The organism is Rhodococcus sp. RDE2 (assembly GCF_020885655.1).
GTDB classification, from domain to species: Bacteria; Actinomycetota; Actinomycetes; order Mycobacteriales; family Mycobacteriaceae; genus Rhodococcus; species Rhodococcus pyridinivorans.
Window position 1 is genome coordinate 1,733,563 of sequence record NZ_AP025186.1, and the last position, 13,934, is coordinate 1,747,496.

Here is a 13,934-nt window from a genome sequence, read left to right on the forward strand (position 1 = left end):
AGGATTGTCGTCGTCGCGGAGCGGAGGAGGGCGTCGGGTGAAGAGCGTCGAGGCGGTCGAGAGCAGGACGTTGCCGGTCTACGAGGCCGGCGAGATCGACGTGCCCTTCGTCATCGCGGGCATGGACGAGCTCGTCTCCCGCGACACCCGCTTCGAGGCGCATTCGCATCCGACGCACGAACTGCTGTGGAACGACCGAGGTGCGTCCACCGCGACCATCGGTTCGCGCACATGGACGATCACCTCGACCATGGGACTGTGGATTCCGGCGGGCATGCTCCACTGGGGCGTCATGCCCGCCGGAACCTGTTACCGCACCGCGCATTTCGGGATCGACTCGGCGCCGTCGTTGTCCGACGGTCCGGTCGCGGTGGAGATGACATCCCTGCTGCGACTGCTGCTCGACCGGCTGACGGACGATCGCCTCGGCGACGACTCGCGGTCGCTGACCGAACGCATGGTGATCGACGTGCTGGCACCGGCCGAGAACGAACTGATGGTGCAGGTGCCCTCGTCGCCGGTCGTGCGGCCGATCGTCGAAGCGATCGCCGAGGACCCCAGTGATCCGCGGACGCTCTCGGACTGGGCGGCCGAACTGGGGGTGAGCACCCGCACCATCACCCGCACCTTCCGGTCGGAGACCGGCCTGAGCCTCGGGCGCTGGGTCGCGGTGGTGCGTGCCCAGCGCGCGGTGATGCTGCTCGGTCACGGCACCGACGTCGACGACGTCGCCGAACAGGTGGGGTACCGATCGGCGAGCGCGTTCGGTGCGGCCTTCCGCAGGGTCACCGGCACGACGCCCGGGATGTTCCGCGCAGGGTGATGTCCCGATCGCTACAGGGGCTGTCCCGATCGAGCGATTGCGCCGGATCTGGTTCGACATTAGATTTAGGCAAACCTCGCCTAACTGCTCGCGGCAGATAGGGCCGAGCCCCCACCCCGTACGAGAGTGAGTTCTGCCTCCATGCGTTCGAAGCGCTTTCTGGCGATCGCCGCCGCATCCGTCGCGGTCGCCCTCGGTCTCACCGCCTGTGGATCCTCCGACTCCTCGGACACCGCCGACTCCGGCTCCGCCGGTTCGGGCGAGTACCCGATCACCATCGAGCACGCGCTCGGCACCGTCACCCTCGACGAGAAACCCGAACGCGTCGCCACGGTCAACTGGGCCAACCACGAGGTGCCGCTCGCGCTCGGCGTCGTACCGGTGGGAATGGCAGCCGCCAACTTCGGTGACGACGACGGCAACGGCATGCTGCCGTGGGTCGAGGAACGTCTCGAGGAACTCGGCGCCGAGACCCCCGTGCTGTTCGACGAGACCGACGGCATCGACTTCGAGGCCGTGTCCGACACGAACCCCGACGTCATCCTCGCCGCCTACTCCGGTCTGACGCAGGAGGACTACGAGACCCTCAGCGAGATCGCTCCCGTCGTCGCCTACCCGGAGGCTCCCTGGGCCACCTCGTGGCGCGACATGATCGAGCTCAACAGCGCCGGCCTGGGCATGGCCGAGGAGGGCAAGGAGCTCGTCGCGAGCCTCGAGCAAGAGATCTCCGACGCGGCCGCCGCCCACCCCGAACTCGAGGGCAAGGCGACGATGTTCCTCACCCACGTCGACACCGCCGACCTGAGCCAGGTCAGCTTCTACACCGCCAACGACACCCGCGCCGCCTTCTTCGAGGACCTCGGACTGGCCACCCCGAAGAGCGTCGCGGACGCCTCCACCGACGACGCCTTCTCCAAGAAGGTCAGCGCCGAGCAGGTCGACGTCTTCGACGACGTGCAGATCATCGTCACCTACGGCGACCAGGAACTCGTCGACGCGCTCGAGGCCGACCCGCTGCTGTCGCAGATGCCCGCCGTCCGCAACGGCTCGATCGTCTTCCTCGACGGCTCCGGCCCGCTCGGCACCGCAGCGAACCCGACGCCGCTGGCCATCTCCTGGGTCCTCTCCGACTACGTCCAGCTGCTCTCCGACGCAGCCGCCAAGACGAACGCGGAGTGACCGCACTACACGACGAGTCGATGCCGAGCGCCCCCGAGAAGGGGCGCTCGGCCATCGGCAATTCCGTCTGGCTCCTCGTTCTGCTCGGTGTGCTCGTCCTGCTGGTGATCGCATCGATCACGATCGGTTCGCGCAACGTCGACTCGGCCGACATCGTCGCGGCCCTCGGCGGCGCCACCGACAACATCGGTCAGGGCGCGATCGCCAAACGCATCCCGCGCACGGTGCTCGCGCTGCTGGTCGGCGCGGCGCTCGGTCTCGCCGGTGCCGTGATGCAGGGGGTCACCCGTAATCCCTTGGCGGACCCGGGCATTCTCGGCGTCAACATGGGCGCCTCGCTCGCCGTCGTGATCGGCATGGCGTGGTTCGGGCTGTGGACGCAGACCTCGATGATCTGGGTCGCGATCGTCGGTGCCGCCGCTGCTGCGGTGTTCGTCTACACGATCGGGTCGCTCGGGCGCGGGGGAGCGACACCTCTCAAACTCGCCCTCGCCGGTGCCGCCACCTCGGCGGCGCTCGCATCGTTCGTCACCGCCGTGATCCTGCCGCGCGGCGACATCGCCGGCAGCGTGCGGTCGTGGCAGATCGGCGGCGTGGGTGGAGCGAACTTCGACGCCATCTCCCAGGCGCTGCCGTTCTTCGTCGTCGGCTTCGCCATCTGTCTGCTGTCGGCACGCAGCCTCAACTCGCTCGCGCTCGGCGACGACATGGCCGCCGGTCTCGGCGAGCGTGTCGCTCTCGCCCGCGGCATCTCGTCGCTCGGTGCGGTGCTGCTGTGCGGGGCGGCGACCGCCATCGCCGGTCCCATCGCGTTCGTCGGCCTCGTCGTGCCGCACCTGTGCAGGTTGCTCATCGGCATCGACAACCGGTGGCTGCTGCCCTTCTCCGCGCTCGTGGGAGCGGGACTGCTGACTGCCGCCGACGTCGTGGGTCGCATCGTGGCGCGACCCGCCGAGATCGACGTCGGCATCATCACCGCGCTCATCGGAGCACCCTTCTTCGTGTACATCGTCCGACGGCAGAAACTGCGCGAACTGTGACCGCCACACTCGAGACCACCGACACCGGCATCGACGACCTCGCCGCGAGCCGGATACGGCGCGGACGCCGGCGCCGTGTCGTCATCGCCGTGCTCGCGTCGCTCGTGGTCGTGGCCTTCGTAGCGAGCCTGATGTTCGGACGGACCTTCTACCCGCCCGCGGACGTGTTGCGCGTCGTGCTCGGACAGGACGTGGCGGGCGCGAACTTCACCGTCGGCCGACTGCGGCTTCCCCGCGCGGTCCTCGCGGTGGTGGCCGGCGTCTGTTTCGGCCTCGGCGGCATCACCTTCCAGACGATGCTGCGCAATCCGCTCGCGAGCCCCGACATCATCGGCATCAGCTCCGGCGCGAGCGCCGCGGCGGCCTTCGCCATCATCGTGCTCGGACTCGGTGGCACCGGGGTGTCGGTCGTCGCGATCGTCGCCGGTCTCGCCGTGGCTCTCCTGATCTACGGACTGTCCTATCGCGGCGGGGTGGCGGGCACGCGCCTGATCCTCATCGGCATCGGTATCGCCGCCATGCTCGACAGCGTCACCTCCTACCTCCTGAGCACCGCGGCGACGTGGGATCTGCAGGAGACGATGCGCTGGCTCACCGGCAGCCTCAACGGTGCGACGTGGGGTGCGACGGTGCCCGTCGTCGTCGCCCTCCTGGTGCTCGGGCCCGTGCTGCTCGTGCAGACACGCAACCTGTCGATGGTCCAGCTCGGCGACGACGCGGCGCAGGCACTCGGCGTGCGGGTCGAACGCACACGCGTGTTCGCGATCGTCTCCGCGGTCGGACTCATCGCGTTCGCCACCGCCGCGGCCGGACCCATCGCATTCGTCGCCTTCCTGTCCGGCCCGATCGCCGCGCGGATCGTGGGGCGGGGCACGTCGCTGTTCGTCCCGGCGGCACTCGTCGGGGCGCTGCTCGTGCTGGTCGCGGATTTCGTCGGCCAGTACGCCTTCGGCACGCGCTACCCCGTGGGGGTGGTGACGGGTGCGCTCGGCGCGCCCTATCTCGTCTACCTCATCATTCGCTCCAACCGCGCGGGAGGCTCGCTGTGACCGCAACGCACACCCTGATCGCCGAGAATCTCGAACTCGGCTACGGCAACCGCACCGTCGTCGAGAATCTCGATCTGAAGGTGCCGCCTGGTCGGATCACGTGCATCGTCGGCGCCAACGCGTGCGGGAAATCGACGCTGCTGCGGTCGATGTCGCGATTGTTGTCGCCGCGCGGCGGGCACGTCCTGCTCGACGGCAAGGACGTCCACCGCTTGCCCGCCAAGAAACTCGCCCGCACCCTCGGTCTGTTGCCGCAGTCGCCGATCGCACCCGAGGGCATCGTCGTCGCCGACCTCGTGGGCCGCGGTCGGCATCCTCATCAACGGGTGCTCTCACGCTGGAGCCGCGAGGACGACGCGGCCGTGGCCGATGCACTCGCCGCCACCCACACCACCGAACTCGCCGAGCGTTCCGTGGACGAACTGTCGGGCGGTCAGCGGCAGCGCGTGTGGATCGCGATGGTGCTGGCGCAACAGACCGACCTTCTGTTGCTCGACGAACCCACCACCTTCCTCGACGTGAGCCACCAGGTGGAGGTCCTCGACCTGCTCACCGACCTCAACCGCGATCGCGGCACGACGATCGTGATGGTGCTGCACGACCTCAACCTCGCCGCGCGGTACGCCGACCACCTCGTCGCGATGGCCGACGGCAGCATCTACGCCTCGGGGGACCCCTCGGATGTGCTCACCGGTGAGACGGTGAAGGCGGTCTTCGGTCTGGACAGTCGCGTGATCTCCGATCCGGTCTCCGGCAAGCCGCTCGTCCTGCCCGTGGGGCGGCACCACATCATGTGATCGTCCATCCGCTACAAGAATCGCCATCCGCTACGGAAATTTCTGCAGCGGATAGCAGAAGTCGTAGCGAATGCGCCGTCGTGGCCGGGGGGATCGATCGCGCGAACCTATGAGGGATGGGCACGTCCGATCCGTCGACGCCGACACCTACAACGAGGTGTCGCAGGTCGTGATGGACACTCTCCGCGGCTTCGGCACGGTCGTCGACGTGCTCGGCTGGGACGAGGCGTTCATGGGTGTGCAGGCCGACGATCCGGAGGCGTTCGCGCGCGAGGTGCAGGCCGCCGTGCTCGATGCGACCGGGCTGCACTGTTCCGTCGGGATCGGCGACAACGTCCTGCGCGCGAAGATCGCGACGGGATTCGGGAAGCCCCGCGGGATCTTCCGGTTGACGCGCGACAACTGGTTCGCGGTGATGGGGGAGCGCTCACCCGATTCGTCGTGGGGCATCGGTTCGCGCACGGTGAAGAACTCGACGACATGGGCATCCGTACCGTCCGCGAGCTGGCGAGTGCCCCGGTCGACGAGATGGCGGCGCGGTTCGGACCCAAGACCGGGCCGTGGCTCGTCGGCCTCGGCGCCGGTGCGGGCTCGACGGAGGTGTCGGCGGAGCCCTGGGTCGCACGGTCGCGCAGCCGGGAGACGACCTTCCAGCACAACGTCGGCGACTGGAACGTGATCGCCGGGTGCGTACGCGGCCTCGCGGCGCGGGCCGTCGATGACGTCCGCAGTGAAGGACGGGAGGGAGTGCGGGTCGCGCTGAAGATCCGCTACGCGCCCTTCGTCACCCACACCTCGAGCGTCGCTCTTCCGTCACCCACCACGGATCTCGCGACCGTCACGGATGCGGCCGTCGGACTGCTCGACCGCTTCGATCGCAAGCGGGAGGTCCGGCTCGTCGGAGTGCGGGTGGAGATGACGCCACCGGAGAACGTGCGGTCGCCCTAACGGCTGGCAGACTGGGCCCGGTGCGATCGGTGACCAGGACACGGGGACCTCTACGACCACCGGAGGCCGCCGCAGCGGCGGTCTTCGGGACGTTGACGGCTGTGCTGTCGGTCGTCGCGGGACTGATACCCGTCGGAGTCGCTCAGGTGCTCGTCGCGCTCCCCGTCGCCTTCCTCGCCGCCACCGGCCGCCTGCGCGCGATCGTCGCTGCGACGGTCGCCGCCGGGGTCGTTGCGCTCGTGGCCGGTGGGCCGTTCGCCGTCGCCGCGGTCGTCGTCCTGTCCGGTATCGGAACCCTCGTCGGGTTCGCGCACCGTCGGTGGGGTCACGCGGCGGTGCTCGCGGTGCTGGCCGGATCCGTCCCGGCGGGGTTGCTGCTCGCGGCCGCCGCCTGTGGTCTGCTGTTGCTGTTCGACCGGACCCGGGTGCTGCTGCTCGAGGCCCTCGAAGCATCCATGCGCGGCACGATCCGGGCGTTCGAGGCAGCGGGTGCGGGCCAGCAGTTCGTCGACACCTGGGACCGGACCCTCGAGATCATGGTGCGGCTGTGGTGGGTGTGGATCGGTGGCGCAGTGCTCATCGGCACAGTGGGCACCGCACTGCTGTGCTTCGGGATCTTCCGCGTGGTCGCCCTGCGCAGTACGTGGGCGACCCGGTCGGTCGACTGGCCCGAACAGGACCCCACGGCCGACCCGGCACCGCTACCCGTCGCACTGCGCCTCGTCGGCTACCGGTACCCGGGAACCGACCGTGACGCCCTGTCGGACATCGACCTCACGATCGAACCGGGGGAGTTCGTCGCGATCGTCGGCGGCAACGGCTCGGGCAAGTCGACCCTCGTGCGGCTGCTCGCGGGACTCGAGCCGACCGTCGGCCTGGTCGACCGGCCCGGACCCGTCGGACCGGGACGCCCCGGTGGCACCGCGATGATCCTGCAGCACCCCGAGAGCCAGGTGCTCGGTCGCACCGTCGCCGAGGACCTGCGGTGGGGGATCGACGACGTCGACGTCGAGGATCTGCTCGCCCGCGTCGGCCTCGCCGGGATGGAGGATCGCGCGACGGAGGATCTGTCCGGCGGGCAACTGCAGCGACTGGCCCTGGCGGGCGCCCTGGCCCGGCGACCCGCACTGCTCATCGCCGACGAGATCACCGCGATGGTCGACGCGGACAGTCGCGCGGACCTGATCCGCCTGCTCGCGGACGTCGCGCACGACGGCACCGCGGTCGTGCTCGTCACCCACCTCGACGACGAGGCCCGCGCCGCCGACCGCGTCGTACACATCGCCGACGGCCGGATCGTCCCGGGGGTTGCGGCGCCGCCACTGCCGGCGCCGGTCCCTGCGACCGCCCCGTCCTTCCCACAACCGGTCCTCGAACTGCGCGACGTCACGCACGTCTACGCGGCCGGCACACCCTGGGCGCACACCGCCCTGCGCGAGGTGTCGCTGACGATCTGCCGCGGCGAAGGGGTGCTCGTCGTGGGGGAGAACGGTTCGGGCAAGTCGACGCTCGCGTGGATCGTCGCCGGACTGATGCGTCCCACGCACGGAACTGCCGTCCTGCACGACACCCCGACCGCCGACCTGCACGGGGAAGTGGGCATGGTCTTCCAGCAGGCCCGGCTCCAGTTGCAGCGACCGACCGTCGCGCAGGAGATCTCCGAGGTGGCCGGACTTCCGCACACCGACCGCGGTTACGTCGCCGCCGTCCTGCACCGGGTGGGTCTGCGTCCCGAACTGATCGACCGGCCGATCGATCGGCTCAGCGGGGGAGAGATGCGGCGGGTCGCGATTGCCGCCCAGCTCGCCCGCACCCCGCGGGTGCTCGTGCTCGACGAACCGCTGGCCGGGCTGGACCTGCAGGGCCGCCGCGAAGTGGTGTCGATCCTCGCCCATCTACGGGCGGTCGAGCACGTCACCGTCGTCGTCATCTCCCACGACCTGCACGGCATGGAGGAGGTGTGTTCGCGCACCGTGGTGCTCGCGGACGGACGCATCGTGGAGCAGACGGGAGCGGTGATCGCATGAGTCGCACACGTACGCGGCAGCGCCGCCCCGTCATCCTGCTGCGGCCGGTACCGCGGGAGACACCCCTGCACCGGGTGTGGGCGGGTACGAAGGTGCTGTCGGCAGCGGCGCTGTCGGTGGCGGTGAGTTTCGCGCCGAGCTGGACCGGGCTCGGAATCCTGCTCGCCGTGCTGGTCGCGGGCGTGCTCGTCGCGCGGATCCCGCGCGGGGTGGTCCCGACGATTCCGTGGTGGGTGTTCGCGGTCCTCGCCGTCGGCCTGGTGCTCAACGCCGCCGGCGGCGGACTCACCGCCTACGTCCGGACGATCCTGCTCGGCGTGGGGCTGCTGGTCCTCGCGTCGCTGGTGGGGTGGACGACGCGGCTGTCCGATCTCGTCGACGCCCTGCCGGTCCTGTTCGCGCCGCTGCGGTTGTTGCGGCTGCCCGTCGACGAATGGGTGACGGTGTGCGCGCTGGCGTTGCGGATGCTGCCGACCGTGCGTGCCGAGATGCGCGTGCTGTTCGCCGCCCGCAAGGTGCGCGGCCGGCCCGGCTTCCGCAATCCGGCGGGATGGTGGCAGGAGGTGATCGACGCCGTCGGCGCGGTGGTGTCGGTGTCGATGCGGCAGATCCGCGATCTCGGCGACGCACTGTCGGTGCGGGGTCCTCGATCGGCGACCCGCCCACCGCTGCGACTGCGGCTCGGGGACATCGTCACGGTGCTGGTCGTGGCGGGTGCATGCACTGCGATCACCGTGTGGGGCTGACCGTCAGTTGCGGTTGTCCGAAGCGGTGTTCTTCGCGCGCGAGCGGATGCGACGGACGAGCCCGTAGGCGATTACCGCGACGACGACGGCGATCACGACGTACTGCAGCACCGAGGCATACGGTTCCACCGCGCTCCAGTTCTCGCCGAGTTGATAGCCGGCCAGCACGAAGATCGAGTTCCAGATCAGACTGCCCGCGGTGGTGAAGGCCAGGAACTGCCAGATCGGCATCTGCGTGACACCCGCGGGGATGGAGATGAGGCTGCGGAAGACCGGCACCATCCGGCCGAAGAAGACGGCCTTGCGTCCGTGCCGCTCGAACCACGCCGTCGAACGGTCGAGGTCGTCGACGTCGACGAGCGGCAACTTCCGCACCGCCCTGCGGATCCGGTCCTCACCCACCCAGCGGCCGATCGAATACAGGCCGAGAGCGCCGACCACCGAACCGAGCGTTGTCCAGAACAGCGCACCGAACAGGGTGAAGCTGCCCAGGCTCGCCGCGAACCCGGCGAGCGGCAGGATGACCTCGCTGGGCAGCGGAGGGAAGAAGTTCTCGAGTGCGATCGCGATGCCGGCACCGACACCGCCGAGGCGGTCCATCAGGTCGAGCGCCCATCCCGCGAGACCGTCGGTGGGGGCTGACTGTGACTCCGCGACACTCATCCACCCGATCCTACCGAGGGGTCGTCGAGCTTTCCGCTCGTGCGGATCGAAACGGTTCCGGTCCGCTCGACCGGAGAGAAGGATGGCGGGGTACTTCGCTCTCCTCCGGAGGGCCGATCCGGAAGGTGAACTCCAGTGACGATCGTTGTCGTCGCGGGCAACCCGAAGCCCGCATCCCGCACTCTGGACGCCGGACCCCGCCTCGCCACGGCGCTCACCGGACGAGAGCCCGATCACGTTGTGGACGTGATCACACTCGGAGCGGGACTGCTCGGCTGGGGCGACGAGAAGGTCGCCGCCGCGGTCGAGACCGTCGCGGCCGCCGTTCTCGTGGTATTCGCGAGCCCCACCTTCAAGGCCACCTACACGGGCGTCCTCAAGTTGTTCCTCGACCAGTTCGCCACCGGTGACGGGTTGCGCGACGTCGTCGCCGTGCCGCTCATGCTCGGTGCCGGGCCCGCTCACGCACTCGCGCCCGACCTGCTGCTCAAGCCCGTCCTGGTGGAACTGGGCGCCACGAGCCCGGCGCCCGGCCTGTATCTTCACGATTCGACCTACACAACTGATACCCGTATTGCGGACTACGCCGAACGCTGGTCGCCGGTGCTGTCCGCCGCACTCCGAAACGAGGCCGCCTCATGACCACTCTCGACGGACCGTCTCTGCGTCAGGCATTCGCGCACGTTCCCTCGGGCGTCGTCGCGATCTGCGCGGAGGTGGACGGGGAGCGGATCGGGATGGCGGCGAGCACCTTCGTTCCGGTGTCGCTCGACCCGCCGCTCGTCTCGTTCTGCGTGCAGAACACCTCGACCACGTGGCCGCGACTGTCGTCGCTCCCGCACCTGGGCATCAGCGTGCTCAGCGAGGAGCACGACGGTGCCGCGCGGGTGCTCGCCGCGAAGAACGGCGACCGCTTCGCCGGAATCGACATCGAGAGCCGCGAGGGCGGTGCCCTGTTCGTGTCCGGCACGAGCGTGCGCATGGACGTGACGGTGGAGCAGGAGGTCCCGGCGGGCGATCACGCCATCGTCGTGCTTCGCATCAACGAACTGCTCACCGACGCCGACGTCGAACCCATCGTGTTCCACCGCAGCTCGTTCCGCCGTCTGCTCGCGTCCTGACCCGCGCACCGCCGAAGTTTTCTAGGGCGGGGGTGTTCCGACCGCTCGTCGCGGCAGCCGTCCGGTCCCGAACAGCGCCGCGATCGCGAGGAGCAATGTCACGGCGAACGCGGCGCGCAGCGCTTCGAGTCGCGCGTCGGCGTTGACCGCGACGAGTGCTTCCGCGGTGGACGGGTCGACACCCGCCTCGTCGAGCCCGGCCTGCAACTGCGTCGTGGACAGGAACGGCACACCGGTGGCCAGCTCGGTGGTCGCCTGCTGCTGAACCGACGACGGGATGTCGGGGTTGTTCTCGATTCCTGCGACGACCGACGTGGTGAGGGTGGCGATCAGGATCGATCCGATCAGCGCGGTGCCCAGCGACGCCCCGAGATTCGTTGCGGTGTTCTGCAAACCGCCGACCTCGGCGCTCTCGGAATCCGGTACCGACGAGACCGTGACCGCGCCGAGCTGGGAAGCCAGCGCCCCCAGCCCGAGACCCATCAACAACATGGGGATCGACACCACGGCCGCATCGGCACCCGGGTCCATACCGGCGACGAGGATCAGGATTCCCAGGATCATCGAACCCAGGCCGATGCGCACGACGCGTCGGGGATCGGCGTGGGGTCGCACTTTCGGGATCACTGTTGCGGCCAGCACCAGCGCGATCGACAACGGCAGGATCCGCACACCGGTCTCGACCGCGCTGAGTTCGAGTACGACCGATAGGAAGAGAGGGACGGAGAAGAAGACTCCGGCCTGCACCGCGAACTGCGCGAAGAACATCGTCAGCCCGCCGACGAGTTGTCGGTTGGCGAACATCCTCGGATCGACGAGCGGATCGCGTCCCTTGTCCATGAGAGCGGTCTGCCACCGCACGAATGCGTAGAGCACAAGCGAGCCCGCCACGAGAAGCCAGATGACCGGGGACAGGCCGAGTACGGCGGGACCGCCGGGCGCGGCCCGGACCCAGCCCCACTCGCTCGAGCGCAGGACGCCGTAGACGACGGATCCCAAACCGACGACGGACAGAGCAGATCCCACGAGATCGAGGTGGACGCGGTGAGGGGGAACGTCCTCGATGCGACGCAGCACCAGCAGGATCAGCGCCACGAGGACGACCTCACCGAAGAAGACGTAGCGCCACGACGCGAATGTCGTGACCGCCCCGCCGAGCAACGGCCCCACGGCCACGGCCGACGCACCGGCCGCTGCCACCAGGCCGTACGCTGCGGCACGTCGTTCGGGAGGGAAGTTGGCCGCGACGAGCGAGACGATCGCCGGCATGATCAGGGCTGCGCCGATACCTTCGAGCAACGACCATCCCAGCAGCAGGACCGCAAGGTTGGGGGCGAGTCCCGTGACGAACGAGCCGATGCCGTAGATCACCAGTCCGATGCCGAACGCACGACGTCGACCAAGGATCGTGCCGACCTTTCCGCCGGTGATCATCAAGGATGCCATCACCAGGGTGTAGAGGGTGATCGCGGTCTGGATGCCGGTGATCGTGGTGCCGACGTCCTGCGCGACGGTCGCCATCGACACGTTCATCACCGAGCTGTCGAGCGTCATCAGGAACTGGCCCGACGCCAGCACTGCGAGTACCAGTGTCGAACCCGAGCGGACCTCCGGCTGCGACGACACCTGTCCGTCCTTCGGCTCAGGTCGCCGGCAACGGCCGACAGGAGCTACTGCCGCTACCGGTGGGTACCGGCATCCGCTGCGACATGACTTCTACTCTTCGCGTTCGAACGTCACGAGCATTCCCTCGACGCCACCGGGACCGATCCGTCCCTTGATGTCGGCGGAGGTGATCGCCTTCAGGCGCCACCCATCTCGGGCATGATCGTTGAGGATCTTCTCGAGCTTGCCGCCGGACATCTTCCCGCCGAGCATGCCCTCGCGGATCTCGATCACCTTGTACGAGTACACCCGTTCAGCTTACGGTCGTCCCGCGAGAATCTCGTCGAAATCCGATGGCTGTACGTGACACTGGAAGGTGACGCTTTCGAAACCCGGAGGCAGCAGTGGAGACGATGCCGGACCGTCGGACTCTCGAGTCAGCAGTTGCGCTCGCGGGTCGCGCGCCGTCGTTGCACAACAGTCAGCCGTGGCGGTGGATCCTGGACGCGGACGGACTCACGTTGTTCAGCGACAACGATCGCATCCTGCCGGCCACCGATCCGTCCGGTCGCCAGATGTTGCTGTCCTGCGGAGCGGTGCTGCACCATCTCCGGACGGCGTTGATCGCCCGATACTGGGCGACCGTGGTCGAACGGATGCCGGACGCGACGAATCGTCGTTGTCTCGCGACGCTGCGCTTCCGCCGAGTTGACGCGGTGACCGACACCGACCTCCGGATGGCAGAGGCGATCGGCCGCCGACGTACCGAGCGGTTACCGATGGGGGCTCCGCAGGAGTGGGCTCGGACCGAGAGCGCTCTGCAGATGTTCGTCGAACCCGCGGGTGTCCGCCTGAGTGCCATCGCCGAACACGAGCGACCGGCACTCGAGGAGTTGTCCCGTCGCATCGTCGGCGAACGCCGCTCCGACCTTGCCTATCAGACGGAACTTTCTTGGTGGGCCGGACATGCGATGTACCCGGACGGAATACCTCCGGACGCACTCCCACCGGGACGGCGCACGGTGGCGACCGAGCGGGAGTTCCCTCCCGGCAACGCGACCGGCGAGTCGGCAGAGACGGAGGACCGAGCCGCGATACTTCTCCTGTCGACCACGACGGACACGCGGCTCGACTGGCTGCGGAGCGGTGAAGCCCTATCGGCCGTGCTCCTCGCGTGCACCGCCCGTGGACTGGCCACCTGCTCCGTCACGCACCTGACGGAATCCGAATCCTCACGTGCGTTCCTGCGGGAAACGGCCCGCATCGAGGGCGTGCCGCAAGTGATGATCCGGGTCGGTGTATGCACGGGACCGGGTCCGGATGCGGCGACGCCGCGCCGTCCGACTTCCGCGATTCTGTTCCGCAAGCAATCCTGATCCCGAACTTCGGTGTTCCCGACCGCGCTCAGCGACGTCGAAACCACCAGAATCGTTTGAGGACAACAAAGCCCGGATCAGCACGCGGCGCCGTAGAAGCGGGAGACCCGCACACGCAGCAGCAACCTGCGATCGGCGACCATCGCGGCCTGGAAAACGTCCCAGTCCGGATGCTCACCCTGCACCGCCCGATACAACTCGACGAGCTGTTCGACGGTGTCGTCGTGGGGATCGGCCGCCACCGGGGATAGTTCGGCCTCGCCCTCCGCGACGGCGTAGGACCACTTGTCGTCGGAGTCGACGAACAGGCTCACACGCGGGTCGCGGCGCATGTTCCGGGTCTTCGCCCGATCGTCGGTGATGGAGACGGAGAACGTGCGGGTCGCGGGTTCGTACCGGTAGGTGATGTTCGACAGTTGGGGTCGTCCGTCGCGCTTGATCGTCGCGAGCACGGCGACTCCGGTGGGTGGGAACAGGGCTTCGAGTGCACTCTCGTCGGCCGGCATGGCGCCCAGACTACGGCCGACCGTGCAGAATCGGGGCGGGTACGGGAGCCGAGC

Annotated in this window: 14 protein-coding genes and 1 pseudogene; 11 read left to right on the plus strand and 4 right to left on the minus strand. The window is 68.8% G+C overall.

Features of this window, described 5'->3' with window-relative positions; all coding sequences use genetic code 11:
* Positions 1 to 37: 37 nt before the first annotated feature.
* The 8 genes and pseudogenes from LPH33_RS08095 to LPH33_RS08130 all read left to right on the plus strand — a co-directional run bounded on the left by LPH33_RS08095 (position 38) and on the right by LPH33_RS08130 (position 8,609).
* A complete protein-coding gene (locus tag LPH33_RS08095; protein WP_229567754.1) occupies positions 38 to 823 on the plus strand; it encodes a helix-turn-helix domain-containing protein in 786 nt (261 codons plus the stop codon).
* 141 nt (positions 824 to 964) lie between these two features.
* Positions 965 to 2,002 carry an iron-siderophore ABC transporter substrate-binding protein gene (locus LPH33_RS08100; protein ID WP_229567756.1) on the plus strand — a complete coding sequence of 346 codons (1,038 nt, stop codon included), beginning with the start codon at positions 965 to 967 and terminating at the stop codon, positions 2,000 to 2,002.
* Positions 2,003 to 2,022: 20 nt separating this feature from the next.
* A complete protein-coding gene (locus LPH33_RS08105; RefSeq protein ID WP_229568292.1) occupies positions 2,023 to 3,042 on the plus strand; it encodes a FecCD family ABC transporter permease in 1,020 nt (339 codons plus the stop codon).
* On the plus strand, positions 3,039 to 4,091 hold the full coding sequence (locus tag LPH33_RS08110) for a FecCD family ABC transporter permease (RefSeq protein WP_420714481.1): 1,053 nt from the start codon (positions 3,039 to 3,041) through the stop codon (positions 4,089 to 4,091). The genes LPH33_RS08105 and LPH33_RS08110 overlap by 4 nt, the downstream gene beginning before the upstream one ends.
* A complete protein-coding gene (locus LPH33_RS08115; protein WP_106200240.1) occupies positions 4,088 to 4,888 on the plus strand; it encodes an ABC transporter ATP-binding protein in 801 nt (266 codons plus the stop codon). Before LPH33_RS08110 ends, LPH33_RS08115 begins: the two co-directional genes overlap by 4 nt.
* A 133-nt stretch (positions 4,889 to 5,021) precedes the next feature.
* A pseudogene (locus LPH33_RS08120) lies at positions 5,022 to 5,836 on the plus strand (DNA polymerase IV); the annotation flags it as partial.
* A gap of 29 nt (positions 5,837 to 5,865) precedes the next feature.
* Positions 5,866 to 7,863: an ABC transporter ATP-binding protein gene (locus LPH33_RS08125; protein ID WP_229567758.1), complete on the plus strand. Its 1,998-nt coding sequence runs from the start codon at positions 5,866 to 5,868 to the stop codon at positions 7,861 to 7,863.
* The gene (locus LPH33_RS08130) at positions 7,860 to 8,609 is read left to right on the plus strand and encodes an energy-coupling factor transporter transmembrane component T family protein (protein WP_059383631.1); all 750 of its coding nucleotides are present in this window, start codon (positions 7,860 to 7,862) and stop codon (positions 8,607 to 8,609) included. The genes LPH33_RS08125 and LPH33_RS08130 overlap by 4 nt, the downstream gene beginning before the upstream one ends.
* A 3-nt stretch (positions 8,610 to 8,612) precedes the next feature.
* On the opposite strand, the gene LPH33_RS08135 is transcribed toward LPH33_RS08130, so the two are convergent.
* Positions 8,613 to 9,272, minus strand: coding sequence for a DedA family protein (locus LPH33_RS08135; protein WP_059383632.1), 660 nt, complete (start codon positions 9,270 to 9,272; stop codon positions 8,613 to 8,615).
* A 135-nt stretch (positions 9,273 to 9,407) separates the two neighbouring features.
* On the opposite strand from LPH33_RS08135, the gene LPH33_RS08140 reads away from it, so the two are divergent.
* Both LPH33_RS08140 and LPH33_RS08145 read left to right on the plus strand, forming a co-directional pair.
* Complete coding sequence (locus tag LPH33_RS08140; protein ID WP_229567760.1) at positions 9,408 to 9,914, plus strand: NAD(P)H-dependent oxidoreductase; 507 nt, start codon at positions 9,408 to 9,410, stop codon at positions 9,912 to 9,914.
* On the plus strand, positions 9,911 to 10,393 hold the full coding sequence (locus LPH33_RS08145) for a flavin reductase family protein (RefSeq protein WP_016692074.1): 483 nt from the start codon (positions 9,911 to 9,913) through the stop codon (positions 10,391 to 10,393). The genes LPH33_RS08140 and LPH33_RS08145 overlap by 4 nt, the downstream gene beginning before the upstream one ends.
* A gap of 21 nt (positions 10,394 to 10,414) precedes the next feature.
* On the opposite strand, the gene LPH33_RS08150 is transcribed toward LPH33_RS08145, so the two are convergent.
* Both LPH33_RS08150 and LPH33_RS08155 read right to left on the minus strand, forming a co-directional pair.
* The gene (locus tag LPH33_RS08150) at positions 10,415 to 12,019 is read right to left on the minus strand and encodes an MFS transporter (protein WP_160876225.1); all 1,605 of its coding nucleotides are present in this window, start codon (positions 12,017 to 12,019) and stop codon (positions 10,415 to 10,417) included.
* 90 nt (positions 12,020 to 12,109) lie between these two features.
* A complete protein-coding gene (locus tag LPH33_RS08155; RefSeq protein ID WP_006552868.1) occupies positions 12,110 to 12,307 on the minus strand; it encodes a DUF4177 domain-containing protein in 198 nt (65 codons plus the stop codon).
* A gap of 104 nt (positions 12,308 to 12,411) precedes the next feature.
* Here LPH33_RS08155 and LPH33_RS08160 point away from each other — a divergent pair, with 104 nt between their 5' ends.
* Positions 12,412 to 13,374: an Acg family FMN-binding oxidoreductase gene (locus LPH33_RS08160; protein WP_229567762.1), complete on the plus strand. Its 963-nt coding sequence runs from the start codon at positions 12,412 to 12,414 to the stop codon at positions 13,372 to 13,374.
* 77 nt (positions 13,375 to 13,451) lie between these two features.
* On the opposite strand, the gene LPH33_RS08165 is transcribed toward LPH33_RS08160, so the two are convergent.
* A complete protein-coding gene (locus LPH33_RS08165; protein WP_420714495.1) occupies positions 13,452 to 13,889 on the minus strand; it encodes a PPOX class F420-dependent oxidoreductase in 438 nt (145 codons plus the stop codon).
* Between the last annotated feature and the right edge of the window lie 45 nt (positions 13,890 to 13,934).